Source organism: Flavobacterium sp. FG68 (assembly GCF_057808895.1).
The window spans coordinates 93,293-119,597 of sequence record NZ_JBMDIY010000004.1 but is presented as its reverse complement, the minus strand read 5'-3'; the positions used below and the strand labels follow the sequence as shown (position 1 = coordinate 119,597).

Sequence of the window (26,305 nt, the reverse complement as noted above, 5' to 3'; positions counted from 1 at the left end):
AAAGATGCCAAAATTTCTCCTAAGCCTAATTTTTGTTTGCGCCACGACTTTTGTCTGGGCACAAGATTCGCAGCAAGAAAAACTTGAACAGCGCAAAGCGCAGATTCTTCAGGAAATAAAAGACAACGAAAAAATGCTGCAGTCTGTAAGGAAAAAAGAAAAATCAGCAGTGAATGAATATTTAATTCAGGCAAATAAAATCAAGCTTAAAGAAAAGCTGATCAATACAACAGCAAAACAGGAAAGAATTTTAAGCAACGACATGTATATTAATCAGGTACAGGTTAATAAACTGAAAAAAGAACTGGCGGTTTTAAAAGAAGATTATGCAAAAATGATTTTGAAATCGTATAAAAGCCGTTCTGAGCAAAGCCGTGCGATGTTTATTTTATCTTCAGAAAGTTTTTTACAAGCCTACAAAAGAGCACAATATTTAAAACAATATACGAATTTCAGAAAAAACCAAGGTTTAGAAATTCAGTCTAAAACCGCGCAACTAGTTGATTTTAATGCAAAACTAGACGGACAGAGAAAGGTTAAGAAAAAAATTATTGTTGAAAACGAAAAAGAAAAACAAAGCTTAGAAGTAGAGAAAAAAGAACAGCAAAAGCTTGTTAACGCAATTAAAAAAGATAAAAACAGAATCGCATCTGATATTAAAGCAAAACAAAGCGAATCAAAAAGAATTGACAGACAAATTGATCGTTTGATTCGTGAAGCAATTGCCGAAGCAAACAGAAAAGCGGCACTTGAAAAAGCTAAAGAAAATCCTGGATCTAATGCAACTGTAAAACCAGTTTCATCTTCTAAAATCGCAATGACACCAGAAGATAAAGTTTTAGCAGCAGACTTTAAAGCTAATAAAGGAAGACTGCCTTGGCCGGTAGAAAAAGGATTTATTTCGTTAGGTTATGGAGATCAGCAGCATCCGCTTTATCCAGATATTAAAGTTCATAATTCAGGAGTTGAGATTACGACTGAAGATGGCGCAAATGCAAGATCTGTATTTGCCGGTGAAGTTTTCAGTGTAATGGTTTTATCTCCTGTAAATACAGTAGTTATGATACAGCACGGAGATTACTTTAGCGTTTATCAAAACCTGAGCAAAGTATTTGTAAGTAAAGGAGAAAAAGTTTCAATCAAACAAAATATTGGAAAAGTAAGAACCAGCGGAGATAGCGGAAAAACGGTTATCAAATTCCTGATTCTTCAAAATACAACCAATACCGATCCGGAAAATTGGTTACAAAACAGATAATAAAAAAGGGAGCTATTTTAGCTCCCTTTTTATTTAATCATATTGTTCTAAAAAATATTTAATAACATCAGTTGTTGTTACAATTCCTTTCAGTTCTCCGTTATCTACGACCGGAAGAGCGTGAAATTCTTCTTTTACAAATGTCGATGCCAAATCTTTAATAATAGTGTCAGAAGAAAGAGTTTTAGGTTTTGAGGTCATAACCTGAGGAATCGTAAGCATATCTAAAATAGCCTCATCAACACCTTCCTGTCCGTCGAACAAAGCACCAAAAGTAAGACGGTTTACATCTGTACGGCTTATAATGCCCACAACGTCCTTACCGTTTACAACAGGAATATGTCGAATAGAATTCGATTTTAGTTTTTCTACTACTTTTCTTAAATCGTCATTTTGATTTACAGTCACCACTGTTTTAGTCATGATGTGACTAATTGGTTCTCTTTTTTTCATAATAGATCAGTTTTATATTTACATCAAATATGTAGAATAATTCTGATAAATAACCTGACCTTTATCAGCTTTTATAACAATTAAAAACGCTATATAGAGATACTTTTTTGAGGGTAATACATTGAAAAGTATAGCGAAATTTCAATAATAATTCTTTACTTAATTTGAAATTGCAATGAATGAATTTAAAAATAGTATTTTTGCACTATGGAAACAAATAGACAGAAAAAAATAGGCAGCGTCATCCAAAAAGATTTGGTTGATATTCTGCAAGGTGAAGTGCGAAAAAATGGAGTTAGCAATTTGGTAATTTCAGTATCCAAAGTTAGTGTAACCTCAGATTTATCTGTGGCAACGGTATATTTAAGCATTTTTCCTCAAGAAAAAGCAAAGGAAACTTTAGAAGGAATAAAATCAAATACAACTTTAATAAAACATGATTTGTCACAGCGCGTTCGTCTTCAATTACGCCGTGTGCCAAATTTGGTTTTCTTTATCGATGACTCTTTAGATTATATCGAAAAAATTGACAATGCATTAGCAAACAGAGAAAACCCAATTGAAAACCGTGATCTTTTAGAAAAAAGAAGAAAATCATAAATTGAATTTCCCATTTTACATAGCCAAACGTTATCTTTTCAGCCTTAGTAAAAATAACGCGATCAATATCATCAATTTAATTGCCAGCATGGGAATTATTGTTGGTACAATGGCTTTGTTTGTGGTTTTATCTGTTTTTAGCGGATTAAAAGTTTTCAGTCTTTCATTTACAAATGAGATTGATCCGGATTTAAAAATGACAAGTACATACGGAAAATCATTTTTAATTTCACCCCAGCAAGAAAAAGAGCTCAAAGAAATTAGCGGTGTAGCCTGTTACACTAAAATTATTGAAGAACGGGTTTTGTTTTTATTTAAAGACAAACAGCGCGTTACTTATTTAAAAGGTGTTGACAGTATTTACCCGGTTGTAAACAATATTAAAGTAAAACTTTTTAACGGACAATGGCTAAAACCAGATTCATATCAGGTTGTGATTGGTTACGGAATTGCACAGGATTTTTCACTTGGAATTCTTGATTTTGAAAACCCGCTGCAGATATTTGCTCCAAAACCCGGAAAAGGAGCAATCGATAATCCCGAAGAAGCATTTAATAAAACAGATGTTTTACCCGTTGGAATTTACTCAATCAGCGAAGATTTAGATTCGAAATATGTTTTTGCCGATTTAGGTTTAACACAGGAATTATTGATGTATAAGCCAAACCAAATTTCGGGAATCGAATTTAGGTTAAAACCAAACGTAGATGAAAATGCGGTTAATGCGCAGATTAAAAAGATTTTTAATAATAAAGTCACCATAAAGAATAGGGAGCAATTGAATGAGTCTTTATATAAAATGCTCAACACCGAAAATATTGCTGTTTATTTAATTTTTACGCTTGTAATTATTGTGGCACTTTTCAATTTGATTGGAGCTTTAATTATGATGATTTTAGACAAGAGGGCAAATTTAAAAACCCTTGTTAATCTGGGAATAGAAATAAAAAGCGTGAGAAAAATTTTCATTCTGCAAGGGACTTTACTAAGTGTTTTTGGAGGTTTGATCGGACTTTATTACGGGATTATACTAGTTACATTGCAGCAAAAATATGAGCTGATAATGATCACGCCAACATTGGCTTACCCAGTTGTTTTTACACTTGAAAATGTTGTAATCGTAATGACAACAATTGTTTCTCTTGGATTTGTGGCATCACTTATTGCCAGCAGCCGTGTAAGTAAAAAATTATTAGATTAATTTTTTCTTTCAAAATATTACTTATATTTACCGCCTTGAAAATTCACAGTATATGATTGTTTCTGCCTAATCCTATTTTATTTTTAAGAATAATTAGGATACTTACGTTTTTACTTTTTCAGTTCAGATAAAATATCTGGACCAATTTTATCATTTATCCTAATATATCATGACAGAAACAACTATACAAAAAAGTTTTTTTTCTAAATTTTTTACCACTTTAAAACAAGCCTTAAAAGGCGACGAATCATTTGATTATACTGCCGGAAGTATAAAGAAAGCCGTAATTCTATTGGCCATTCCGATGGTTTTAGAAATGATGATGGAATCGGTTTTTGCTTTAGTCGATTTATATTTTGTCGGACATTTAGAGCATAGCAGTTTTGCTATTCAAACCGTTGGTTTGACCGAATCTGTGTTGACTATTATATATTCTCTTGCAATAGGAATGAGTATGGCCGCAACAGCAGTTGTAGCAAGACGTATTGGAGAAAAAGATCCGGTCGCTGCCGCAAAAGCCGGAATGCAGGCCATAATTGTAGCATTTGCCGTTAACGCTGCCCTGAGTATTTTGGGAGTTATTTATGCAAAAGATATTCTGCTTTTGATGGGTGCTTCAGTCGATGCTGCCGAACATGGTTTCAGATTCACGCAGATTATGATTGGCTCAAGTTTATGCATTATGCTTTTATTCTTGATTAACGGAATTTTCCGCGGAGCAGGAAATGCAGCAATCGCAATGAAAAGTCTTTGGATTGCCAACATTTGTAATATTATTTTATGTCCGATTTTAATTAACGGTTTTGGACCAATTCCTGCCTTTGGTTTAGTTGGAGCTGCCTTGGCAACAACTTTAGGAAGAAGCATTGGAGTTTTATATCAGGTTTATCACTTGTTCTCTGGAAATGGAATTTTAAAAATTAAAATCGCTTATTTCGCTCCAGACTTTAAGCAGATAAAAGCTTTGGTTAAGATTGCTGCACCAGGAATTTTACAATTTGTAATTGCATCATGCAGCTGGATTTTCTTAGCACAATTAGTCGCAACAACTGGTGGAGACCACGGTTCTGCAGGATATCAAACGGCACTTAGAATCATGATGTTTTTTATTCTTCCAGCTTGGGGATTGAGTAATGCTGCGGCAACTTTGGTTGGACAGAATTTAGGAGCAAAACAAATTGAACGCGCCGAAAAATCAGTTTATACAACAGCAAGATATAACGTAATTTTCATGGCCACGATTATGATTATTACTTTAGGCTTTGGCCAATATATTATTTCATTTTTCACCAATGATGAAGCTGTAAAAACAATTGCTGTCGAAGCCTTACAAATTATGAGCATCGGATTTATCTTTTACGGAATCGGGATGGTTTTGATTAATACTTTTAATGGAGCGGGAGATACATGGACACCAACCGGAATTAATTTCTTCGGATTTTGGCTGTTCCAAATTCCGCTGGCTTTTGTATTAGCCAAACATTTTAATATGGGACCAACCGGAGTTTTCATAGCAATTCCCGTTGCCGAAACCGCTATAACTTTAGCTGGAATCTTTTTCTATAAAAGAGGAAAGTGGAAAAGAGTTCAAGTGTAATAAAATAAAAAATGCCTTCGAATTTGAAGGCATTTTTTATTTGTAAGAAATTTATATTAAATTTGTTTCTTTGTTTTTTATTGAATTTAATATTTTATGATTAAAATTAATTTAGAAAATACCTTTGAAGCTAAATACGTAAGTCCAAATTTTGATCAATATATTTTTGAATCTCTATTAAAAGATAGCACAATAATTCAGCTTAAAGTTAAGTTTAGCAATATTGCAGAATCCTTATTACCCAATGTCTATAATTTAGCTTTTGGTCCATTTGATGTAAATGGAAAAATTAATGATTCTATAAATCTTAAACACAATGATAGTAATAAAGTTTTCTCGACAATTATTTTGTTTTCGATAACTTTTTTAAAAAACAATCCTCATACTTCAATTGGCATTGATGGCTCAGATGATTTACGAGCCAATCTATATCATCGAATGTTTAGATATAATTACAAAGATTTAAAAGATTTTTTAGTGATTATCGGAGTAGATTGGTACGTGAGATTACTGCGAAATGGTACAATTGAATTAGATAGTAATGGATCAGCGTTTTTTAAACCAAAACCAGAATCGTTTGATTTTCAGAGAAAAACTAACGATCTTTATAGATACTATATGTTTAATTTAAATCAATAATGTTTAAATTTGCTTTATGAAAGATTCTATCCAAAATAAGATTAATAAAATTCAGGAAATTGCTTTAGCTTCTGCTTCTGAGAAAAACATTGCTGATGAGAGAGATGTTACAGAATCAAATTATAGCGATAATTTGACTAAATCAATTCGAAATAAAAAAGAAGCTGAATTGTTTTTTTCTGAGTTAAAATCAGCTATTGATCTGGCTAAGAGAAATTCTACAAGAAATGTTTTAGAATAAAAATATAAAAAAAGGCCTTCAATATTGAAGGCCTTTTTTATTCTTAAAGATTATATTTTAAACAAACTCATATCCAGCATAAACCTGTTCGATTTCTTTCATAATCGCAAACAAATCTTCTGGAGCATCAGTCGTAACTAATTTCTGTTTGAATTCTTTAAAAGAATGAATCCCTTTAAAATAGTTGGTATAATGACGACGCATTTCTACAATTCCTAAACGCTCGCCTTTCCAGTCCATTGACCATTGCAAATGATTTCTGGCAGCTTCAACACGATCAATAACCGTTGGAGCAGGTAAATGCTCACCTGTTTTAAAATAATGCTTGATTTCATTAAAAATCCACGGATAACCAATCGCCGCGCGGCCAATCATGATACCGTCAATTCCGTATTCATTTTTATATTTTAATGCTTTTTCCGGACTGTCGATATCGCCGTTTCCAAAAATAGGCATTGTAATTCTTGGATTGTTTTTTACTCTTGCAATGTGTGACCAGTCAGAATGACCTTTGTACATTTGAGCACGAGTTCTGGCGTGAATTGTAAAAGCCTGAACACCAATATCCTGAAGTCTTTCGGCAACTTCATCAATATTAATTGAACTTTCGTCCCAGCCTAAACGTGTTTTTACCGTAACAGGCAAATCCGTCCCTTTGATAACGGCTTGCGTCAAACGCACCATCAAATCAACATCTTTTAAAACCCCGGCACCGGCACCTTTACAAACTACTTTTTTTACCGGACATCCAAAATTGATATCTACTAGATCTGGTTTTACAGTAGAAACAATTTTAGAAGACATCTCCATTGCTTCTTCGTCACCGCCAAAAATCTGAATTCCAACTGGACGTTCATAATCAAAAATATCCAGTTTCATGCGGCTTTTTATAGCATCACGAATTAATCCTTCCGACGAAATAAATTCAGAATACATCATGTCAGCGCCATGCGTTTTGCATAATCTGCGAAACGGCGGATCACTAACATCTTCCATCGGTGCGAGTAATAAAGGAAATTCGGGTAATTCTATGTTGCCAATCTTGACCATCTTCATAATTTTTTGCAAAATTACAACATTTAGTTTAATTCACAGCAAAACATTCAAGAAGCTGAAAATAAACCATATAAGTGATATAAGTTCATTTAATTAAAACGTTCATATGCGAAATCTTTTAAATGAACTTATATCACTTATATGGTGGAAAAACTTTACATGTTTCTGTAGTCAAAAAATCGAATTGGTTTGCGGCTCATTGGGTTAAAAACTAAAGGGTTTAAAGTTTCCTTTGAAGCAAATTCTATTTTTGGCGTTACTCTCAATTTTGCTCTAAAGTGATCTTTAATTTCCTGCAGAAATTCTGGCGTTTGATTTTTAACGGCAATTTTTATCACGATTTCATCAGTGCCTAAATCGTTTGTAGAAATTTCGATAATATGATTTTCGATATTATCAAATCCGCTTAAAACATCGTTCATTGCCGGCGGATAAAGCGTTGTTCCTTTATATTTTATCATTTGTTTTTTACGGCCAAGAACAGGACCAACACGCAAAGTATTTCTCCCGCAGGCGCAAGGCTCGTTATGAAGCTGTACAATATCTCCGGTTTTAAAACGTAATAATGGCATCGCTTCAATACCTAAAGTAGTAAAAGTAAGTTCGCCTGTTTCTCCGTCTTTAACAGGTAAATTATTTTCGTCCAGAACTTCAACAATGATTAATTCCGGATGATGATGTCCGCCATTTCCGTGTTCACATTCTGTAAAAGCCGTACTCATTTCGGTAGAAGCATAAGTCGAAAACAACTTAATATTCCATTTATCCGTGATTTTTTTAGATAAAGTATTCATCGAAAAATCCTGATCACGCAAAGATTCTCCAATGCAAATTGCCCCTTTTATACTCGAATTATTATAATCGATTCCGTGAATTTCGGCATATTCAATCAACTTCAATAAAAAGGACGGAACGGTAATTAAATAACTTGGATTGTATTTTAAAATCGAATCCCATTGCATTTCCGGAATTCCGGCACCAACACGAATCACGCCGACTTTCAATTTTCGAAGACCTAGAAAATAAGCCAGACCCGCCATAAATTTTCTGTCGATTGTCGTCATTAATTGTACAACATCGCCTTCGGCAATTCCGGCGCAGGCAAATGAAATAGCTTCATTATAAGCCAAACGATCTAAATCAGAATCGGTTAAACCAAAAGTTACAGGATCGCCTAAAGTTCCAGAAGTCGAGGCGTAGTCGATAATTTTATTTTGCGGAACACATACAAAATCATCGTTATATTGCTGTAAATCTTCTTTTGTAGTAACAGGTAAATGTTGTAAATCTTCTAAAGTTTTAATTTTTGAAATATCAATATTCTGTCCGGCAAAAAGTCTTTTATAAAAAGGAGAATTTTGACTTATATATTCTAAAAGCTCTGTTAGTTTTTTTTCTTGAAAAATTTTAATTTCTTCTAAAGAATCTTTTTCTATTGCTGGAATCATTTTAATTTTCTTTTGATTTTTTTTAAATATTTTTCAATTTTTTCTTTTTCAGGCAGTGTCGTAATTTCTTTGGTCAAAGCTTTTTCAAAATTAAGTTTTGCCTGCTGAAAATCTTTTATTTGGTAAAAGTACAATCCTGCCTTATAATATACAACCCAATAATCAGGGTTTAATGATTGATAGTTTTGAATGAATTCTGGAGAAATCGTTTCCTTATTTTCAAGCAAAGAATCTATTTTATGATCTTCAACTTTGAATTTTTTATAATTGCGAAAAGCGGCTGTTTCTAAAAACGGATCTTTGGCAATATTTAAATTTCCTTTTTGAAAAGAATTTACAGCATCATTTTTTCTTTCGCCAAAAACAGAATTCAAATCGTAACAAACAAATTCGCCCAATTGATACGGATTTGCCGAAACCCAAACTAATTTTTCTTTAGGTTTAAAAATAATTCCGTGATGCGCCATTAATTGGTTCAAAGCTTTTTCGGAACCATAACCTAGCGGAATATCTTTTAAACCGTTTTTGTTTCGAAGAATTTCTGAAGCAATTTCCGGATTCACTTTTGGATTTTCTGCCAGAAGTTCCTGCATTCTTTCAAAGCGATATTCAGAATGACTGGTTACAATTTGTTCCTGATTTCGTTTATCATTTTTAAATTCATCGCCTTGAAAATGATTCGTACAAATTAACTGATCGGTATTTGGAACATCATAAACATCCATTTTTGTTGGGGAAACTTCAATCAAAATCGCTTTATTGTCGTTTGCACTTCCCACCATTATTGATTCAGAAACAAAAACTTTTCTCTTTTTTGCAATCGAAACGGCTTCGTCTATATTCTTGGCATGCTGTAAAATTTCACGGGTCAAAATTGAAATAGGTGTTTTGGCAATCAGCGGAATTTTAGATTTCGAAGCATTAATCGTTACCGTTAAACCTTCCTGGTTCATTCCGGAAACAGCACCAACCATTCCCGGCCAGGTAACCATCATAAATTTGTAACCTGCTTTCGGGTTTATGAACGCAACGATTTTATTTTCCGCGAAAGCGTCATTTACATAGAAATCAAAATTACGTCCGAGGATTAAATTTCCATCTTCCGTTTTTTCATTCCACGCCGCAAAAGACGAACAGCCAACCAAAGCTAAATCTTGTAAAGCGTGGCCAATATCATGCGCCGCATGAAGATATAAGCCACGCTGATATTTAGGCGCAATGTTATCAAGTTCATCCGAAGTATATTCAGAAACGCCATAAATTTCCGTTTGATATTCTTCGGGAACATTCAAATATAATTTTCGATTGTACCATCTTAAAAACTGGCGGAGTATTTTTTGCTGAAAATTAGACGGGATAAAATCTTTTACTTTGGAGAAAAAAACGCGCTGTTGATTTTTTAAAAGAGAATCGGTTAAAGCTCCGGTGTTTAAACCAATTTCCAGCGGATCGCCTTCGGCATACAATTCCCAAATGCCTTGTTTATTTTTTAAAAGCGAATTTTTACCTGAAATAAAAACCGAATCAGATTTTTTTACAACGATTGGTTTTGCCGAATTATAGTGAGAAAGATCCGGTTTATGATGCATTGATTTTGATGTTCCGCAAGAAACAAGCAAAAATGTAAAACCGATAAAGAAGATAAATAAAATTCGGTTTTTCATGATTTCTATTCAGATTCGGAATTGATTTTCGTAACCAAATATTCTTTGCCCACAATTTCAGAACAGGTTGAAACAGCACCAATTGTTACGCCCAAAACGCCGTGCATATTGATACTCTGCCCTGTAAGATATAAATTATCCAATTTGGTTTTTGCAGGAATCAGCGTTTTCATCGGATTGTTTGAATCCTTAACATAACCGTACATATTTCCGTTGTAACCGCCAATATAATCGCGATACGAAAGCGGAGTAGAAGTGTGAATTGATTTTATACAATCCCTAATTCCCAGAAATTTAATTTCAATTTCTTTTAAAAATTTTTCGGCTTTTCGGGATTTAAATTCCTCATAATTTTCGCCGCGGTCGCTTTCTTCTGCAGTTGTATTAAAAGTGTCGGCCCAGGGCGCAACATCTTCATATTTCATATAAGTAATAAAGGTCATTCCTTCGGCCCAGATCTCTTCTTTTTTTGAAGCATTCATCGAAGCCATAAAACCTTTTGGCCACGAATCTTCATCATATTCATGTGCCGTCCAGACTTCGCTGGTTTTCTTGAAATGATAAAAATTATGATTGATATATTTAAAAGTTTCCGGCTTAAAAACAATATATAAACTAAAGGCCGAAATAACGCCTTCAAGACTTTGCACACGATTGACAAAAGCTTTCCTGAAGTTTTCTTCCCCCGCCATTTTTAAAGTCGTTTTCGGTTCGATATTCGAAATAAACATGGAGCCAAAAACTTTTGTTCCGTCTTTTAATTCAACAAAATTGACTTTATTATCTTCAACATTAAAACGCGTAACTTCTTTATACTTGTAAAATTCTCCGCCGTATTTTTTGAGTTGTTTTAAAAGCTGTTTTGTAATCTGGCTTCCGCCGTTAATACATCGCCACGAACTTTGAATGTATGAGTTTACCGAAAGCGCATGAACGTAAAAAGGCGATTTATCCGGAATGCCGGCATACAAAAAATTAGAACCGGCAAGAACTGCTTTTAGTTTTTCATTCTGGGTACATTCTTCAATTGTTTCTTTTGCATTTAATGCCAGAATTTCGTTGTCGTATTTACCTTCCCAGTTTAAGTTATAAAGCGGAAAAGCGTCACAGATGGTTTGCAGTTTTTCGCAGTACTTTTCAATATTTGCTTTTTCTTCGGGAAAAAAAGCAGTTAGTTGATCAACAAAATTTTGATAACCCTGCGCATGCGGATATTCGTTTTTATCGTCTTCAAACGAAATCATATCGTAACAATTCTCGTCTAATTTTTTTAAATTAAGATGATCAATAATACCGATATATTTAAAATATTTATACAAATTTTGACCTTCGGCTAAACCTCCGATATAATGAATTCCGGTATCAAAAATAGTTTTATCACGAACAAAAGTCTGCAGATTCCCGCCGTATTGATTGTTCTTTTCGAGCACACAAACGCTGTAGCCTTCTTTAGCCAAAATTATAGACGAAACCAATCCGCCTAAACCGCTGCCAACAATTACTACATCGTACTGCTCTTTCATTGCTTTTTATTTAGTACAATTATCGCATTTTCTTCTGAAAAAATTTCGAAACCATAATCAACTAGTTTCGTTTTTAAATTAGAAGAATTAACTAAAATTATTGAAGAAGCGGCAATCACTTTTTCAAGATCCGAAGCATAATTTTCATCAGAAATTAAAACTACGTCATATTGATTTTCAACTACAGAATCTAATTGATCGAGATAAGATATTTTTCTCTTTTTTAGAAAATAATTTGTTTTGGCAACCAATACTTTTTCTTCGTCGTTTATAAAAGAAACTATTTTTCGCTGCGGTTCCTGCAATGCTAATAAAACGTCTAATTGCCCATAATCATTGCCAAGATGTAAAATTTTAGCTTTAGGATTAATGTGTTTATTTAAATTGAAATACGTTTCTAAATTCTGTTTTAAATCTTTTCTTACAGCATCGCCAATTTCAATTTCTTTATAATCGTAACTATTAATCAGCATTTTTTTGAAATAATCCGGCCCTTCTAACTGCTGACGAATTTTGCGATGTTCTGCTTTAAAAAAGGTACTTATTTGTTTTGTTCTTTCGGCATAATTGTTTCCAAACGAAGTATTTTCAGGAGTAATTCTTTCTAAAATAGTAACGGTTAAATTTCCATCATGAATGATAAAATCACCCTTCGGAATTAACTCTGAAGCACCATGAATAACAACCGGAATTATGTCTAATTTAAATTCTTCGGCAAGGAAAAAAGCACCTTTATGGAATCGTTTTATTACATTGTTTTCTGAACGTGTTCCTTCGGGAAAAACCATTAACGAATATCCTTCGTTTACTTTTTTACGTAAATGTTCAACGCCGCCTTCCAAACCTTCAGAAACAGGATAAAAACCCGCTTTTCTAACCACGCCGCCAAAAATAGGAGAGTTGTAAACCCAGTCGCTTACCAAAAATATAATTTTTGGACTCAGCATTCCAATCGACAAAATATCTAAAAACGAAGAATGATTGGCAATAATAACGGCAGGTTTTTCAAACGTTTCATTAAAATTATTAACGACTTTTTTGTGTATAAAAGGGTTCGAATACAATACCGATTTCATGTATTTTGAAACGATATATCTAAAACCTTTCATTTTTGTTTTTTTACTGAGCGGCAAAATCGGCATTAATGTAAAACTGAAAAATGACATTAAAATTCCGCCCATGCCGTAATAGAAAAATGACATTATGCCATAAAGAAAAGTGCGCAATTGAAAAGGCGGGTTTCCTTTTTTAGGACGATTTGATAAAAATAATTTAAACAGAATCGGGTAAAAAATAAACGTAATAATTAATGCCGCAAAAACCCCAATTAACGAAACGGAAGAAATAGAACGCAAGGCCGGATGTTTGGCAAATATCATTGCGCCAATTCCTAAAATGGTTGTAATTACTGCCAGAATAATGGAAGTTCTGTAAATGGCAATTTCGTTTTTGCCGTTTGTATATTCTTTCTGTAAAGCACTTGTCATGAAAATACTGAAATCGACACCGTGACCAAAAATCAAAGTACAGACAATCATGCTGAAAATATTCATTTGAATCCCAAAAATGCCCATAATTCCAGCTGTTACAATTCCCGTTAAAGCAATTGGAATACAGCTTACGATTACTAATTCAATTCTTCTAAAAAAGAAAAACAGAATTAAAATTACAGCAACAAAAGAGTAATTGACAAGTGAATTAAAATCGGTTTTTAAAGTGCTGAAAAACGTTTCGTTCATTTGCTGACGATCAATTGCAATAAGATTTTCTTTTGCAGAAGTCGATTTTACAAATTTGTCGCGCTGTTCCGGCGTGACTTTTACTAAAGTCGAAATCGTATAAAAACCGTTTTTTTCGGTTACGAATTCTTTCAGCTGTAATGCCTGAATTTTTAAATAATCTTTTGTAGAAATTGGTTTGAAATCAAAATCTAAATGATCAAAAAACAGTGAATAAGTGGTTGGCTTAAAGCCGAGTTTTGAACCTTCGGCGATTAATTGAGATTTTAAAATTTGTTTTTTTTCTGCGTTCCAAAATGAATTCCATTTTTCGATTTTCTGAAGCTGTTCTTTCTGCGAAAGCACAATTCCGCCAACAGAACTAAAATTCAATATTTTGTCTTGCTTTTTTTCTTCGGATAAATCAGAAAAAAGCTTGCTGTTGTTTTGCAAAACTTCTTCCAGGCTTTTTCCGTAAGCCGCGACATAAATGGTTTTTGAAGTTAAGCTGGTACTTTCTTCTAATTGTTTTTCGGTCGCCTTAATATCTTTCGGAACAAAATTTAACTGCGACAAATCGTTGTTGAAACCAACATCGTTATATGTAAAACAACAAATAATGGTAATAATAACGCAAAAACCAATTAAGAATTTGTTGTTATGAAATGAAAAATGAGCCAGTTTATCGATCGCATTTTTCTTATGTTCAAAATTGTTTTCTTTTGGTTTGTATAAATGCGGTACAATTAAAAGAGAAAAAATTCCGGTTGCCATAACAATAACGGCAGCAAAAATTCCGAGATCATTTAGGGCATCTGATTTTACAAAAAGCAGACATAAAAAAGCAACAGCAGTTGTTGAACTGCTCATAATTACCGGCATTGTAATGTCTTTATACAATGTTTTGATGTCGCTGTTATGTTTATAATGCGTTAAAATGTGAAGCGAATAATCGATCGTAATTCCTAATAAAATAGAACCAATTCCAAGAGATATGGCTGAGATTTGTTCTTTTACAAAATATAAAAAGGCAACGGCGAATAAAGCCCCGAAAACCGTTGGAAGGAAAATAATTAGCGGAATAAATATTTTTCTGTAAAACAAAATCAGGATCAGCATTAGCGTAATCATCGCAATTGTTGTCGTTAAAACAATATCACTTTTAATTTGGTTGGCATTTGCAACGGCAATCAAAGCAGAACCAAAATAAGTAACAGAAGTTTTTCCTTTAAACTTGGTGTTTAAATTTTCCTGAATTGATTTTAGCTTTTCAGCAAAAAGGGTATTCTTTTCTGTTTCGCTCGATGAAATATCTGAAGTTATAAAAAGCAGTAATTTCTTTTTATCCTTTGTCATTACAAAACCATTGTCGAGCGTAAAATCGTCGCCAATATTTAATTGCTGTAATTTTTTTAAAGCGATAAACGAAATTCCAAGTGGATCTTGCAGAATAAAATCTTTGGTAATAAATCCCGAAGGCGAAATAATTGATTTGTAATTTCCCTGAACGGTTGCTGCAATACTGTCTTTTTGAAGTTTAGTTTGAATGGCAGCATAATCTTTATCTTCAAGAAAAAGCGGCAGATTATTGTAAACGAAATCAATAGTTTCCTGAATGTTTTCTTCATCAACTTTTCCCTGAATTCCGGTTATGTAAGGTTTACAGGATTTAACAACGCTGTCTGAAAAAGCAGCAGCCATTTCTTTTAAATCTTCGGCAGAACCTTTTTTTTCGAGTTTGAAAATAACGGTCGTTTTATCGGCAAAGTTTAATTGTTTTAAAACTTTTGCTGTTGCATCGGCTTTATCGTTTGTTGGGATAAGTTTGGTAATGTCTTCTTCAAACTTAATTCGGGAAGCAAAAAATCCAAATACCAAAAGCATCAAAACGGCCAGTATAACCGAGAGCGATTTTCTTCGGTTTACAAATAAATGAATGGCGTAAAAGTATTGATGCATAATTATTTATTATTGTTTTTTTGCCACAGATTATACGGATTAAAATGATTTTTTTTGCCGCGAATTTCACGAATTTTCACGAATTAATTTTTTGAAATTCAAAGCAACGAAAATCTGTGTAAATCACTTTAATCTGTGGCAAAAAATATTTTCATTATTTCTGTATCATTAATTCGTGAAAATTCGTGGCAAACCGACACGATAGAAAAATCATTTTAATCCGTATAATCTGTGGCAAAACCTTATTTGATATTCGTTTTGTTTTTAGAACTAAAAGCGCTTAAAAGCAAATAACTTATAAGTCCGGCTGATAGTGCTAAAACGGATGCTAAAATAAGACTTCCGACGATATATTGTGCAGCGTTTTTTTGAATATCGTCAAGTGTGGCCGAACTATCTAAAATTAGCGGCGCATCGCTCGTAATAAAAAGACTTCCTGTTTTTAAAGAACCGTAGATTACCAGCGGAATAAACGGAGGAAAACTCACATTTGAAGATAAAAAAGCAATGACTTTATTAAGCCTGAACAAAGCGGCAAAAGTAAAAAGAAGTATGGTTTGAAATCCCCAAAAAGGAGAAATTCCAATAAAAATTCCCAAAGCAATTGAGGCAGATTTCGTAAAATTAGAATCGTTGCTTTCTAAAATATCTTCTAGGAAAAACTTTTTAAAACCTTTTTTTTTTGCTCGCCGAAAGAAATCGCGAGGTTTAATATAAAGCAAAGCATTAATTACCAAAACAGTATTTAAAATACTAATTCGGGTAAAATCCCTGAAAGGACGAAAATGCGAAACACGTTCTGCCGGATCATATAAAACCTGAATTGGAATGTTTTTTACCACAATTCCTTTCCATGCCGAACGAACAATCACTTCGATTTCAAACTCAAATTTATTGGTATAAAATCGTTTTGGAATTAATTTCAAAGGATATAATCTAAAACCAGATTGTGTGTCCTGAAGTTCAATTCCGGTTTCAAACTTAAACCAGAAATTGGAAAATTTGTTTCCGAAACTGCTTTTCTTAGGAACATTTTCCTGCGTCATATTTCGGCTTCCAATTAAAAGCGAATTCGGTTCGTCTTGAATTGCTGAAATAAAATCTGGAATATCAGATGCGAAATGCTGCCCGTCAGAATCTATCGTGATGGCATATTCAAAGTTGAGTTCAATTGCTTTTCTAAAACCATTTCGCAGCGCTCTTCCTTTTCCTAAATTTTTAGGATGATGAATTTGTGTAAACTGCGAATATTGTTTTAAAATTTCGTTGGTTTCATCTGTTGAACCATCATTGACAATAATGATATTTTGAGTGAAATCTAAAATAGAATCCAACACTTTTTTCAATGTTTTATGGTTATTGTAAGTGGGTACAATAACACAAAAAGAAGTTGAATCGAGCAATTCCTGCTTTGATAAAATAGGTTTCATTGAGAATTTTTCATGAGCTTATTTTACAAACTGTTTCTCCTTTTCAGAGAAACTTTTTGATTGTAAAACAAAGTCTTTTAGATAATCTTTCAAAGCGCCATTTTGCTCGGCATAATGTGCTATGATGAATTTTTTATCTTCTTTAATATTTTTTCTGTAACCTGTAATTCCGGGAACATTTTCCTGAATACTCAATCGAATCATTCTGATTTCGATATTATTAGGTTCGCTTTTTATAGTCGATTCCAAAAGTTTTGCACCTTCTTTAAAACGAGAAATCTTGCTTCCTAATACACTTTCAAATTTAGAATCTAATAAAATTGAAGCGGCTTTGTAAGCCACTAAAATTTTATCATCGTTGTTTGAAACTCCGGAAAGTTTTTCGATAAATTCCTTAGAATTGGTTTCTGATTTTGCAACATCAGTATACATTTTGCGGATAGCAGCCAAATCCGGCGTTCCTGCAAAATTTATCCATAGAAGTAATGACAATAGTAATTTCATAATTATAATTTTTTATACACATTGCTTAATTTTAAAGCTATGGTATCGTTAAAATATGTGGTGTTTTTCACCTTTACCAAATCATCTTCTGTGGTTGTAATATCAATTTCTAAACGCAGTTCCGGATTTGTTTCCGGGTTTATTAATGCCATGAATTTTACATTCGAAAGTGTTTGTATAATCAACGAACTTTTTGTGATTGACTCCGCAAGTTCTTTAATAATCTGAATCATGCAAACGCCCGGCATTATTGGGTTTCCAGGAAAATGACCTTTAAAAACCTCATGATTGGCATTAACTAATATACGAAAATTATATTTAGCATCGCCTGTTTTCTCCTCCGAAAGCACTTTGTAAAAGTCTTTTAAAACCATATTTTTATTATTTCACATCAAAAGAATAGGTAACACCTATTTGAAAATTGACATTAGTATTATAATCACCAAAAAAATAATGTTCGTTTGAATTATTATGATAATAATCGCTGTCTAAAACATCATAAAGGCCTTTTTTAAATCGAATCTCAAACCCAAGTCCCGAAGGTATTTTATAAGCAAGGCCTGTAACAAATGAAAGATCATTATTTGTTTTTCTAAAAGCTAAGTTGTCGTCTAAAAGAACGTCTAAAGCCGGACCAAACTGTACTTCTAAACCTTGTGCAAATTTAAATTTGTTAATCAAACCAATCGACAAATAACTTATTTGTAAATCCTGATAAACAGTTCTTTCTGTCTGCGTATTGGGGTCAATAAAATTTCGGGCAACATTATTAGAACCCTGCCTGATATAATTTATTTCGGGCTGAAGCGCATAACGTTTCGATATATTTATTTCTCCAAAACCGCCAATATAAAAATCTGGTCTGTAATCAGCATGCGTTTCGGAAATTGTAGAAAGACTCAAACCAGCCCTTAAACAAGGATTAAAAGTTACCTGAGCTTTTGAGGTAAAGATTCCGATAAATAAAAAAGCAAATACGATTATTTTCCTCATTATTTTACTTTAAAAGTATAGCTGATTCCTATTTGGAAAACCTGATTTAAAATAACATCATTATAATAATAATCATCATTGTTATTATTAAGTCCGTCATAGCCATAAATATCAATCAATCCTTGTTTGATTCTCGCTTCAAAAGTCAATCCATTTGGCAGCGTATATCCAACACCTCCCACAATTGCAAGGTCAAAACCTTCAGGATTGCTGTTGATATAATTATCACCAACTTTTATATCTAAAGATGGACCGGCTAAAACATGAAAACCTTTACCTCCAAAATGATATTTGGCAACGGCACCAAGTGTAAGATAGTTTAATTCATACTTTTCAGAATAATAACGGCCGTTTTCGAAATATCTTCCTTCATCACCTTGTCTTGAATACGTTATCTCAGGCTGTAACGAAAAATATTTATTAAATTTAATATCCACTAGTCCACCAATGTAAAAATCTGTTTTAGACCTATTATCATCAATATTGGTTAATGTTGAAATATTCAAACCGCCTCTAAGGCCGGGACTAACTTTTACCTGCGCTTGTGATTTTACAAGACCGATAAATAAAACGAATGCAATTAAGGTTATTTTTTTCATCTTTTTATTAGTTTAATTTTATGATTAGTTTAAGTTTCTACTCTGATTTAAAATAATTTAGCTCAATTTTAAGCTTAATATTTTGATGAATTATCTGAATCTTCTCAGCAAAAATATTGTTTTCTGAATGGAAAAACAGTGTAAATTTTTCTTTTGTTTTAGAGGCATGAACGATCTTTTCTAATTTTTGATCTTTTTTTGAGATAAAAATATAATTGTCTCTTTTGCCATCTGCCGATTTATAAATGTCATTTGATTCGTTTTCAAATTGTTCCTGAATCAAATATTGCTTTTTTAAAAGCAGTCGAAAATCTTCTTTTAATGTATTAATTAAAATTTTTCGATCTAATTCTGAAACAATCGAATTGACTTTAAAATCATTTTCAGAAATTTCAAAATCCATTAATTTATTTCCGAATTCCGTTGTAAAAACAATTCGGTGTGTGGTGTCGTTTATTTTTTTTGCAATGAAAATTCCCGACAATTCATTTCCGTAAACAGATATATTAGTTTTATAAACATAATCCGTTTTTGAATCTGAAAAATACGGAACCTCTACAGCCGTTTTGTCTAATTTTTTCGGCGTATAGTTTTTTGTGACCGAGCCGCAAGAAACCAAAACAATTGCCAGAAAGCAATTAATTAGTAAAAACTGAATCGTCGATTTTTGCATTGATTACTTTATTTTTAAGTACAATTCTGGTATAATCCTCAGATGATTCTAATAATTTTACCTGAACAACAGTTGCTTCTTCCTTGTCAAAAGTCAGTTCGATTTGTTTGATGTATTTTTTCAGCGTCGCATCTTTCGGAATAAATTTCGCTAAGTTCTGACCTTTCAGTTTAAAATACGAAATCGTAAATTCTTTATCATCAAACATATTTCCGCTTACGCTTCCCACGATTAATTTATTAATTCTCGCAAAGATTTTACTGTTGCCAATATCAACCGCGCTTTTCTTTCCTTCGTCGTTAATCAGTATTTTTCCGTTCTTGAAAACAATGCTGTAATTATATGGTTTTTTATATTGCCATTGCAAAAGTGCAGGTTCTTTAAAAACCATTTTTCCCGAAGTTTCAATGTCTTTCGAAAGGAAATCCAAATGTTTGTACTGAACAAAATCTGTACTTAAAGTTTTGATTTTTTTCGCCACAACATTTACATCTTGTTTAAAAGAAGCAATTTCAGCATCGGTCATTTTTTGTTCCTGAGCGAACAAACCACTTGAAATAAATAGAATTAGTAATGCTATTTTAGTTTTCATAAATTTTTTTAAAATTGTGCTTTAAAATTTTTTTGCCACAGATTAAAAGGATTTACACAGATTATTATTTAATAAAAAATCCGTTTTAATCTGCGTTTTCGCTTTAGCGAATCCGTTTCATCCGCGTTCAATTTCATAAGCATTAAGATTCAGTAATTCTTCAATCGAAACCACTTCATAATCATTCTGCTGTAAAAATTGCAAAAACTGTTCCAATACTAAAACAGAGTGCGATCCGGTATCGTGCAAAAGTACAATTCCGCCCGGAGAAACCCGTTTTATAATGCGATTGAAAATTAATTCCTGATTTTTAGTTCCCCCATCAAGAGAACGAATATTCCAGCCAATTGTTTTATGTCCGGTGATTTTTAAAGCTCTTCTAATCGAAGGCGTCGTAACTCCGTAAGGCGGACGAAAGAAGTTTATTTTCTTAGAAGTAAATTTTTCCAGCAATTCATCTGTTTTACGAAGTTCCTCCGTTATTTTATCTTCATGATAAAAATCGAAAAATTTAGAATGAGAATAAGAATGATTTCCAACCAAATGTCCTTCTTCAATTACTTTTTGAATAATTTCAGGATGTTTTTCAATGTTTTTTCCAATGCAGAAAAATGTGGCTTTAGCATTGTATTTTTTCAGAAGATCTAAAACTTTCAAAGTAAATTCACTAGGACCATCATCGAAAGTTAAGGCAATTTTTTTCTCTGTTTCCAGCGGATTATTGCAGAAAGATTTTACATGATAATTAGAAGAAATTATAGAAGAGCCAACAGCATTTATTCCGATCCAGATAAAAATTATAGCAAAAAAATACCATAGATTTATTGCCATAAAAAAATTCAGAAGAAAAACTAAAAGCAATAAAAAGATAAAAAAGATCGAAATGTTTTTATGCGTTATCATTTTGAAAGTAACGTAAAACTATGATTTTTTCCGTTTAATTGATTGTACAATAAAATGGTTTTGTAAACTGGTTTTACAGCCGAATTTACTTTTATAATTTCTGGAATTTCCTGTGTTTTTAAAATCTTCGAAGCCATCCAAAAAGCAAAAGCCGAAGCCGTATCATATTCGCCGCTCAAATGTTTGTAGTATAAAACAGGAATTTTGGCGAAAGCATTTTCGGCAAGATTTTTATAATAATTTTCGAAAGAAGCATTTCCGTCAAAACCTAAAACCAAAGCGTCAACATCAGAAATTTCTAGATTATTTGATTTCAAAAATGATTTAATTTCAGATTCAATTTCGTTTTCTTCCAGCGTATTTACGATTGCAATATCCAGAAGTTCAGCATAAGTGTTTTCTTTTCTTTCGTTTTCTAAAACAAAAAAACTCGCACCTTCACCATAAACAGCTCCGCTGGTTTTAGAATTTAAAACATCATAAGGAGCAGTATTATCTGCTTTAATACGTCCGTTTAGTTTAAAAAGTGAAGTCGTATAATCACCATTTTCATCAACGCCGCCCACTAAAATTGAATTCGCTTCGTCTTCCTCAATCTGCATTTTAGCATCCAAAAGTGCCGATTCAAAAGAAACCGCACCGTTTACATACGTAAAATTATAACCTTTACATTGCTGTAAAAGTGCAATTTGCGCACCAACTGTATTATGTGTAGATTGAATAAAAGAAGTTGGCGTTAAAAACTCTTCTTTATTATCTAAAATGCTTTTCAGGAATTTTTCAGAATCTTCGATACAGCCTAAACCCGTTCCGGTAATAATTGCATCGACTTTTTCGACATTCGCATCTTTCATGGCTAAAGCCGAAGCTACGATTCCGTTTTTTACACCTTTTGCCATTCTGCGGCTTGCAGCTGGCGAAATATATTCTTTGTATGCCGGCGAAACAATTGCCAATACATTTTCGTCGTGATTAACATTGGCCTCTTCTAAAAAAACAGTATCAAATGTTTTTTGAGTCGAAATACAGCCTACTCCATTTATATATGTTTTTTTCATTTTAGCTTTTTGAAAATATAAGGGTCGAACAATTTCCTCCAAATCCAAAAGAATTAGATAAAACGTGTTCGATGTTTTTATTTTTTAGAGAAGTCTGCGGAGTCAAATCGAATTCTTCCATCTGCGTTTCAAAATTCAAATTCGGATAAACCACATTATTCTGAATCGCCAAAACACTGTAAACGGCTTCAATTGCTGCCGCCGCCGCTAAAGTATGACCCGTAAAAGGTTTTGTCGAACTAAAATCCGGAACTTTTTCTTCTTCATAAATTCGGCGTAAAGCTCTTCCTTCAGATAAATCGTTGTTTGGCGTTGCGGTTCCGTGAACATTGATGTAATCAATTTCAGAAGGTTTTAAACCCGAAACTTCAAACGCTTTTTTCATCGCCAGAAAAGCGCCGTCTCCATTTTCTGAAGAAGCCGTTTGGTGAAAAGCATCATTTGCATTTCCGTAACCGGAAACTCTTGCCAATACTTTTTTGTTTTGCTTTTCAACAATTTCATCCGATTCTAAAACCAAAAAAGCTGCAGCTTCCCCAAGATTTAATCCTTTTCTGTTATTGTCGAAAGGTTTGTTGTAATCGTCAGATAAAATCATCAAAGTCTTAAATCCGTTGATGGTGAATTTTGACAAAGCATCGGCTCCGCCCACAATTACGCGATCCAATTTTCCGGTTTTGATTAATCTTGCACCCAGCATAATAGAATTTGCTGCAGATGAACAAGCCGTGCTGATAGTCGAAACCATTCCTTTTAAACCTAGTTCTTCTGCAATTTTATCCGCAACATCGCCGCCGTCGTGACAGGTAATATATTTTACCAATTCCGGTTTTTCGAAATAATCATAATAATGTTTCTCCGTCATGTCCATTCCACCCACACTTGTAGCCGAAATAAGCCCGGTTCTAAATTCATTTATAGAGGTTATCCCGGCATTTTCAACAGCTTGTTTTGCTGCCAAAGTACCAATCATAGCGGTTCTCGAAAAATTATTATCACTGTTTAATTCCAGTTCGCTGATCAATTCATCGTTGGTTTTTTTGATTTCACCCACTTTAATAACATCCGCATGAACTGTAGAAATATTAGAGATACGGGAAATCCCGATTTTATTTTCGATTAACGAATGATAATTTTCCTCAACCGAATTCCCGATTGCGGAGATAATTCCCATTCCCGTTATTGCAACACCTTTTGCCATTTTAGATTTTAGAGTTTTGATTTTAGATTCTAGAACTTTGTCAAAGTTTTAAACTTTGACAAAGTTGACGGATTTTAAAACATTTTAGATTTTAGATTCTAATAGGAAATCTAAAATCTGAAGTCTAAAATCTAAAATTATTTCGTTCTGTTAGCGCTAATGTAAGCCGCCATAGTTTCGATAGACTGGAAAATTGTTTTCCCTTCTTTCGGATCTACTAATTTAATTCCGTAATCTTTGTCTAAAATCACGATCAATTCAAGTGCATCAATCGAGTCTAAACCTAAACCATCTCCAAACAACGGATCGTTATCAGCAATGTCTTCGATTGTGATATCTTCAAGGTTTAAAGTCGTAATGATTTTATTTTTTAATTCTTCTTTTAATGCTTCCATGATTATTTATTGTATAATGTATTGATAGTTTCGTTTTTATATTCTGTGTTTTCGTCTTTACTTATTGTACAGAGAAAAGCTTTATAATTGTCATTAAAAAATTCTACCCAGCCGCATAAAACCATATCTGCTTTATTCGTATTCAACAGAATATTAGAATAATTCGACATAAATTCCGTGTTAAAGGTGTCAAATATAAAGAAAGAATTTTCACTTTTCAGCTGATGACGGATACTTATTTCGCCCAGACAGATATTTGGGAGCGTATAAACGAAAACCGCCGGACTTGGAAAATAGTTTTCTTTGTCTGAAATTGATTCCTGATATTTTACATCGGTATCTAAACTCGACGATTTATTGGCCAAAACCAAAGCGATATTATGTTCTTTTTCTTCTGAAGTTATCGGACTCAAAAGCAACTCAGATCCTAAAAAAGCCAGTTTACTCAAAGCGTCCATTTTGAAAAATTTTGGATACTGCATTTCAAAATTGCGATACGCTTGTTTGGAGAAATCAGCAAAATCTGTTGGTTCAATTTTGAATACAGAATTTCCGTTCAAAACAATTTCGTTGTTTTGGATTGTGATGTAGGATTGTATGTTGGTTTTATTTTGAGTCATTATTTTTTGTAACTTTGTCAAGTTATGAAATTCTACGAAAAATATCCGCAATTAAAACAGAAAAGCTTTTTGTCAAAAGTGCTTGCTGATACTGTATTCTCTACAATGTCTTTGGAAGACCAACAGGTTTCTAAGAGTAAGGTTGTTAAAATTGTTGATGCCATTTTAAAGGAGAAAGAATTAAAAGGAAATCAATTCTTCACTAATTAATTGATTTAATAATTTATAATCTCCATTGTCAGCCGCTTTCATTGCGCTAATATAAAATTTTCTGCTTTCGCCTTCTCTGTGATATAACTCTAAAGGTTGATATCCAAACTTTAATGCGATAAGATTCATCAAAATCCTTCCAGTCCTTCCATTTCCATTATTGAAAGGATGAATTTTTATAAACTCATAGTGTGCATAAACTAAACAATCAATATGATCTTCTAAAGTTTTAGAAATGGAAATTTTAAAATTAAGATTATCTAGAAACTGATACATAGCTTGTAAAACCATTACTGGTTTTGGAGGAATTAGCTGTCCAACAGAAACTTCTGTTGTTCTCCATTTTCCAGCCCAATCATAAAGCTGTTCAAATGCAATTTTATGAATTTCCAAAACAAGTGAAGTTGAAATCTCAACATCAGTTTCTAGTTCAAAAGTAAAAAGTTCTGCTTTAGCAATTCCAGATGCTTCAAATTCATTGATTTGATTTTTATCAGTCAAACCAAGTAAATTATCATCAGGAAAAGGTGTCCAATTAGTTTGATTTTCCATATCTCATTTCATTTTTTCAAAAACAACAGCCGTATTACAACCTCCAAACCCAGAAGCCGTTTTCAAAAAATACTCAATCTTCTTTTCTTCATTTTTCTCAATCACATTGATTGTTTCACTAACCCCAATTTCATCAAAACCTTTTGATTCAAAAAGCATATTTTGATTGGCTGATTCAATCGCAATTACGGTTTCTAATAATCCCGAAGCGCCTAATGTATGACCGTAAAAACCTTTTAAACTATTTACGGGAACATTTTGTAAACCTAAACGATTAAACGCAATCGCTTCCATTTCGTCGTTAAACGGAGTTGCAGTTCCGTGTGCTGAAATATAATCTAGTTTGTTGGCTTCGATTTGAGCTTCTTTTAAAGCATTCTGAATACTTCTGAATAAACCTTCACCCGTTCTTGAAGGACCCGAAATATGATTCGCATCGTTTATTGAACTGTCGCCTATAACTTTTATTTTAGCGTTTTTAGCTTTCGCCGAAATTAAAACTGCTGCTGCTGCTTCGCCTAAACTTACTCCGGTCCTATTTTTAGAATACGGTTTACAGGGTAATTCGCTCATTGCCTGAAAGGCATTAAAACCAGACAAAACAAATTCTGAAACTTCATCTCCAGCCACTACAAAAATGTTGTCATAAAGTTCAGACTGAATCATTCTTTTAGCAATTGAAACTGCCAAAATTCCCGAAACACAAGCATTTGAAATAACAATGGGCTGAGTTTGAAATTCGAAGAAATCTGAAATGGTTTTTGCTAAAATATCTAAATGTGCGTTATTAAAACTTTCGTCAGAATCATTTGCTAAAGCCGTAACATTTCCTTTTGTGGTAGAAAGTATAAAAGCCGTTTTTGAATTTAATTCAACTCCAGAATTTTTGATAATGGGCTCTAAAGCCAAAATCATCATTTTCTCTAAACGGGAATATTGAGTTTCAGTGCTTATTTTTGAAAAAGCACTGTTTATTTTTTCATCAGAAATAATCGAAGCATAAAATGAATTGGGCATTAAAGAAATGTCATTATGAAGCTGTATGCCGGAATCGCCGCGAAGAATAGCTTCAACATTTGACTCGACATCAAAACCTAAGGGTGTGATACAATTGGTTTGCGTAATGTATATTTCTTTTAACATTTTATGATTCTCAGTTTCTTCTGCAAGGTTTTCAAAACCTTGTAGGTATTTATTTTAAAGCTTTGTCTGAAAAAA

General features: G+C 33.0%; 27 protein-coding genes. 7 read left to right on the top strand and 20 right to left on the bottom strand.

What is annotated here, in order from left to right:
* Positions 1-4: 4 nt before the first annotated feature.
* On the top strand, positions 5-1,258 hold the full coding sequence (locus ACODSB_RS03980) for a murein hydrolase activator EnvC family protein (protein ID WP_053472969.1): 1,254 nt from the start codon (positions 5-7) through the stop codon (positions 1,256-1,258).
* Between the two features lie 33 nt (positions 1,259-1,291).
* On the opposite strand, the gene ACODSB_RS03975 is transcribed toward ACODSB_RS03980, so the two are convergent.
* Positions 1,292-1,711: a CBS domain-containing protein gene (locus ACODSB_RS03975; RefSeq protein ID WP_488936097.1), complete on the bottom strand. Its 420-nt coding sequence runs from the start codon at positions 1,709-1,711 to the stop codon at positions 1,292-1,294.
* A 207-nt stretch (positions 1,712-1,918) separates the two neighbouring features.
* On the opposite strand from ACODSB_RS03975, the gene rbfA reads away from it, so the two are divergent.
* The 5 genes from rbfA (at position 1,919) to ACODSB_RS03950 (ending at position 5,989) form a co-directional block, all read left to right on the top strand.
* Positions 1,919-2,311 carry a 30S ribosome-binding factor RbfA gene (rbfA, locus tag ACODSB_RS03970; protein WP_053472967.1) on the top strand — a complete coding sequence of 131 codons (393 nt, stop codon included), beginning with the start codon at positions 1,919-1,921 and terminating at the stop codon, positions 2,309-2,311.
* A gap of 1 nt (position 2,312) precedes the next feature.
* Complete coding sequence (locus ACODSB_RS03965) at positions 2,313-3,512, top strand: ABC transporter permease (protein WP_488936096.1); 1,200 nt, start codon at positions 2,313-2,315, stop codon at positions 3,510-3,512.
* A gap of 169 nt (positions 3,513-3,681) precedes the next feature.
* Positions 3,682-5,109 (top strand): MATE family efflux transporter, encoded by a 1,428-nt coding sequence (locus tag ACODSB_RS03960; RefSeq protein ID WP_488936095.1) that lies wholly within the window; start codon positions 3,682-3,684, stop codon positions 5,107-5,109.
* 96 nt (positions 5,110-5,205) lie between these two features.
* A complete protein-coding gene (locus tag ACODSB_RS03955) occupies positions 5,206-5,748 on the top strand; it encodes a DUF6934 family protein (protein WP_488936094.1) in 543 nt (180 codons plus the stop codon).
* A 16-nt stretch (positions 5,749-5,764) separates the two neighbouring features.
* Positions 5,765-5,989: a hypothetical protein gene (locus ACODSB_RS03950; RefSeq protein WP_488936093.1), complete on the top strand. Its 225-nt coding sequence runs from the start codon at positions 5,765-5,767 to the stop codon at positions 5,987-5,989.
* A gap of 57 nt (positions 5,990-6,046) precedes the next feature.
* Here the strand turns inward: ACODSB_RS03950 and dusB are convergent, their stop codons facing one another.
* The 17 genes from dusB to ACODSB_RS03865 all read right to left on the bottom strand — a co-directional run bounded on the left by dusB (position 6,047) and on the right by ACODSB_RS03865 (position 24,325).
* Positions 6,047-7,039, bottom strand: a complete 993-nt coding sequence (dusB, locus tag ACODSB_RS03945; protein ID WP_488936092.1) for a tRNA dihydrouridine synthase DusB — start codon at positions 7,037-7,039, stop codon at positions 6,047-6,049.
* Positions 7,040-7,200: 161 nt separating this feature from the next.
* Positions 7,201-8,493, bottom strand: a complete 1,293-nt coding sequence (gene flxY / locus ACODSB_RS03940) for a flexirubin biosynthesis putative acyl-CoA ligase FlxY (RefSeq protein ID WP_488936091.1) — start codon at positions 8,491-8,493, stop codon at positions 7,201-7,203.
* On the bottom strand, positions 8,490-10,157 hold the full coding sequence (locus ACODSB_RS03935) for a C45 family autoproteolytic acyltransferase/hydrolase (protein ID WP_488936090.1): 1,668 nt from the start codon (positions 10,155-10,157) through the stop codon (positions 8,490-8,492). The genes flxY and ACODSB_RS03935 overlap by 4 nt, the downstream gene beginning before the upstream one ends.
* A gap of 5 nt (positions 10,158-10,162) precedes the next feature.
* The gene (locus tag ACODSB_RS03930) at positions 10,163-11,680 is read right to left on the bottom strand and encodes a phytoene desaturase family protein (RefSeq protein ID WP_488936089.1); all 1,518 of its coding nucleotides are present in this window, start codon (positions 11,678-11,680) and stop codon (positions 10,163-10,165) included.
* On the bottom strand, positions 11,677-15,357 hold the full coding sequence (locus ACODSB_RS03925; RefSeq protein ID WP_488936088.1) for an MMPL family transporter: 3,681 nt from the start codon (positions 15,355-15,357) through the stop codon (positions 11,677-11,679). Before ACODSB_RS03925 ends, ACODSB_RS03930 begins: the two co-directional genes overlap by 4 nt.
* A gap of 242 nt (positions 15,358-15,599) precedes the next feature.
* Positions 15,600-16,787, bottom strand: a complete 1,188-nt coding sequence (locus tag ACODSB_RS03920) for a DUF2062 domain-containing protein (RefSeq protein WP_488936087.1) — start codon at positions 16,785-16,787, stop codon at positions 15,600-15,602.
* Between the two features lie 18 nt (positions 16,788-16,805).
* Positions 16,806-17,291 carry a hypothetical protein gene (locus ACODSB_RS03915; protein WP_488936086.1) on the bottom strand — a complete coding sequence of 162 codons (486 nt, stop codon included), beginning with the start codon at positions 17,289-17,291 and terminating at the stop codon, positions 16,806-16,808.
* 2 nt (positions 17,292-17,293) lie between these two features.
* A complete protein-coding gene (locus ACODSB_RS03910) occupies positions 17,294-17,665 on the bottom strand; it encodes an ApeI family dehydratase (RefSeq protein ID WP_488936085.1) in 372 nt (123 codons plus the stop codon).
* Between the two features lie 7 nt (positions 17,666-17,672).
* On the bottom strand, positions 17,673-18,284 hold the full coding sequence (locus tag ACODSB_RS03905; protein WP_488936084.1) for an outer membrane beta-barrel protein: 612 nt from the start codon (positions 18,282-18,284) through the stop codon (positions 17,673-17,675).
* Entirely contained in the window at positions 18,284-18,883 is a 600-nt protein-coding gene (locus ACODSB_RS03900) for a porin family protein (protein ID WP_488936083.1), read from the bottom strand. Before ACODSB_RS03900 ends, ACODSB_RS03905 begins: the two co-directional genes overlap by 1 nt.
* Before the next feature lie 37 nt (positions 18,884-18,920).
* A complete protein-coding gene (gene lolB2 / locus ACODSB_RS03895; protein ID WP_053472954.1) occupies positions 18,921-19,556 on the bottom strand; it encodes a flexirubin biosynthesis protein LolB2 in 636 nt (211 codons plus the stop codon).
* On the bottom strand, positions 19,522-20,148 hold the full coding sequence (gene lolA2, locus ACODSB_RS03890) for a flexirubin biosynthesis/transport protein LolA2 (protein WP_180857043.1): 627 nt from the start codon (positions 20,146-20,148) through the stop codon (positions 19,522-19,524). Before lolA2 ends, lolB2 begins: the two co-directional genes overlap by 35 nt.
* A gap of 117 nt (positions 20,149-20,265) precedes the next feature.
* The gene (locus ACODSB_RS03885; protein WP_488936082.1) at positions 20,266-20,979 is read right to left on the bottom strand and encodes a polysaccharide deacetylase family protein; all 714 of its coding nucleotides are present in this window, start codon (positions 20,977-20,979) and stop codon (positions 20,266-20,268) included.
* 68 nt (positions 20,980-21,047) lie between these two features.
* Complete coding sequence (locus ACODSB_RS03880; protein ID WP_488936081.1) at positions 21,048-22,109, bottom strand: beta-ketoacyl synthase N-terminal-like domain-containing protein; 1,062 nt, start codon at positions 22,107-22,109, stop codon at positions 21,048-21,050.
* A 1-nt stretch (position 22,110) separates the two neighbouring features.
* Positions 22,111-23,310 (bottom strand): beta-ketoacyl-[acyl-carrier-protein] synthase family protein, encoded by a 1,200-nt coding sequence (locus ACODSB_RS03875; RefSeq protein ID WP_488936080.1) that lies wholly within the window; start codon positions 23,308-23,310, stop codon positions 22,111-22,113.
* A 137-nt stretch (positions 23,311-23,447) separates the two neighbouring features.
* Positions 23,448-23,705, bottom strand: a complete 258-nt coding sequence (locus tag ACODSB_RS03870) for a phosphopantetheine-binding protein (RefSeq protein ID WP_012023174.1) — start codon at positions 23,703-23,705, stop codon at positions 23,448-23,450.
* A 2-nt stretch (positions 23,706-23,707) separates the two neighbouring features.
* Complete coding sequence (locus tag ACODSB_RS03865) at positions 23,708-24,325, bottom strand: 3-oxoacyl-ACP synthase (protein ID WP_488936079.1); 618 nt, start codon at positions 24,323-24,325, stop codon at positions 23,708-23,710.
* A 24-nt stretch (positions 24,326-24,349) separates the two neighbouring features.
* Between ACODSB_RS03865 and ACODSB_RS03860 the strand changes: the two genes are divergently transcribed.
* On the top strand, positions 24,350-24,535 hold the full coding sequence (locus ACODSB_RS03860; RefSeq protein ID WP_291149061.1) for a hypothetical protein: 186 nt from the start codon (positions 24,350-24,352) through the stop codon (positions 24,533-24,535).
* Here the strand turns inward: ACODSB_RS03860 and ACODSB_RS03855 are convergent.
* Both ACODSB_RS03855 and ACODSB_RS03850 read right to left on the bottom strand, forming a co-directional pair.
* Positions 24,506-25,087 (bottom strand): Fic/DOC family protein, encoded by a 582-nt coding sequence (locus tag ACODSB_RS03855; RefSeq protein WP_488936078.1) that lies wholly within the window; start codon positions 25,085-25,087, stop codon positions 24,506-24,508. The two genes, ACODSB_RS03860 and ACODSB_RS03855, sit on opposite strands and share 30 nt — an antisense overlap.
* Before the next feature lie 3 nt (positions 25,088-25,090).
* Positions 25,091-26,230 (bottom strand): beta-ketoacyl synthase N-terminal-like domain-containing protein, encoded by a 1,140-nt coding sequence (locus ACODSB_RS03850; protein WP_488936077.1) that lies wholly within the window; start codon positions 26,228-26,230, stop codon positions 25,091-25,093.
* Positions 26,231-26,305: the final 75 nt, after the last annotated feature.

Coding starts and splice junctions, on each gene's coding strand:
- ACODSB_RS03880 (WP_488936081.1), bottom strand. CDS start 22,109: ATGAAAAAAACATATATAAATGGAGTAGGCTGTATTTCGACTCAAAAA.
- ACODSB_RS03875 (WP_488936080.1), bottom strand. CDS start 23,310: ATGGCAAAAGGTGTTGCAATAACGGGAATGGGAATTATCTCCGCAATC.
- flxY (WP_488936091.1), bottom strand. CDS start 8,493: ATGATTCCAGCAATAGAAAAAGATTCTTTAGAAGAAATTAAAATTTTT.
- ACODSB_RS03885 (WP_488936082.1), bottom strand. CDS start 20,979: ATGGCAATAAATCTATGGTATTTTTTTGCTATAATTTTTATCTGGATC.
- ACODSB_RS03870 (WP_012023174.1), bottom strand. CDS start 23,705: ATGGAAGCATTAAAAGAAGAATTAAAAAATAAAATCATTACGACTTTA.
- lolB2 (WP_053472954.1), bottom strand. CDS start 19,556: ATGCAAAAATCGACGATTCAGTTTTTACTAATTAATTGCTTTCTGGCA.
- ACODSB_RS03955 (WP_488936094.1), top strand. CDS start 5,206: ATGATTAAAATTAATTTAGAAAATACCTTTGAAGCTAAATACGTAAGT.
- ACODSB_RS03905 (WP_488936084.1), bottom strand. CDS start 18,284: ATGAGGAAAATAATCGTATTTGCTTTTTTATTTATCGGAATCTTTACC.
- ACODSB_RS03950 (WP_488936093.1), top strand. CDS start 5,765: ATGAAAGATTCTATCCAAAATAAGATTAATAAAATTCAGGAAATTGCT.
- ACODSB_RS03920 (WP_488936087.1), bottom strand. CDS start 16,787: ATGAAACCTATTTTATCAAAGCAGGAATTGCTCGATTCAACTTCTTTT.
- ACODSB_RS03910 (WP_488936085.1), bottom strand. CDS start 17,665: ATGGTTTTAAAAGACTTTTACAAAGTGCTTTCGGAGGAGAAAACAGGC.
- ACODSB_RS03900 (WP_488936083.1), bottom strand. CDS start 18,883: ATGAAAAAAATAACCTTAATTGCATTCGTTTTATTTATCGGTCTTGTA.
- lolA2 (WP_180857043.1), bottom strand. CDS start 20,148: ATGAAAACTAAAATAGCATTACTAATTCTATTTATTTCAAGTGGTTTG.
- ACODSB_RS03935 (WP_488936090.1), bottom strand. CDS start 10,157: ATGAAAAACCGAATTTTATTTATCTTCTTTATCGGTTTTACATTTTTG.
- ACODSB_RS03975 (WP_488936097.1), bottom strand. CDS start 1,711: ATGAAAAAAAGAGAACCAATTAGTCACATCATGACTAAAACAGTGGTG.
- ACODSB_RS03930 (WP_488936089.1), bottom strand. CDS start 11,680: ATGAAAGAGCAGTACGATGTAGTAATTGTTGGCAGCGGTTTAGGCGGA.
- ACODSB_RS03915 (WP_488936086.1), bottom strand. CDS start 17,291: ATGAAATTACTATTGTCATTACTTCTATGGATAAATTTTGCAGGAACG.
- ACODSB_RS03980 (WP_053472969.1), top strand. CDS start 5: ATGCCAAAATTTCTCCTAAGCCTAATTTTTGTTTGCGCCACGACTTTT.
- ACODSB_RS03865 (WP_488936079.1), bottom strand. CDS start 24,325: ATGACTCAAAATAAAACCAACATACAATCCTACATCACAATCCAAAAC.
- dusB (WP_488936092.1), bottom strand. CDS start 7,039: ATGGTCAAGATTGGCAACATAGAATTACCCGAATTTCCTTTATTACTC.
- ACODSB_RS03850 (WP_488936077.1), bottom strand. CDS start 26,230: ATGTTAAAAGAAATATACATTACGCAAACCAATTGTATCACACCCTTA.
- ACODSB_RS03860 (WP_291149061.1), top strand. CDS start 24,350: ATGAAATTCTACGAAAAATATCCGCAATTAAAACAGAAAAGCTTTTTG.
- ACODSB_RS03925 (WP_488936088.1), bottom strand. CDS start 15,357: ATGCATCAATACTTTTACGCCATTCATTTATTTGTAAACCGAAGAAAA.
- rbfA (WP_053472967.1), top strand. CDS start 1,919: ATGGAAACAAATAGACAGAAAAAAATAGGCAGCGTCATCCAAAAAGAT.
- ACODSB_RS03855 (WP_488936078.1), bottom strand. CDS start 25,087: ATGGAAAATCAAACTAATTGGACACCTTTTCCTGATGATAATTTACTT.
- ACODSB_RS03960 (WP_488936095.1), top strand. CDS start 3,682: ATGACAGAAACAACTATACAAAAAAGTTTTTTTTCTAAATTTTTTACC.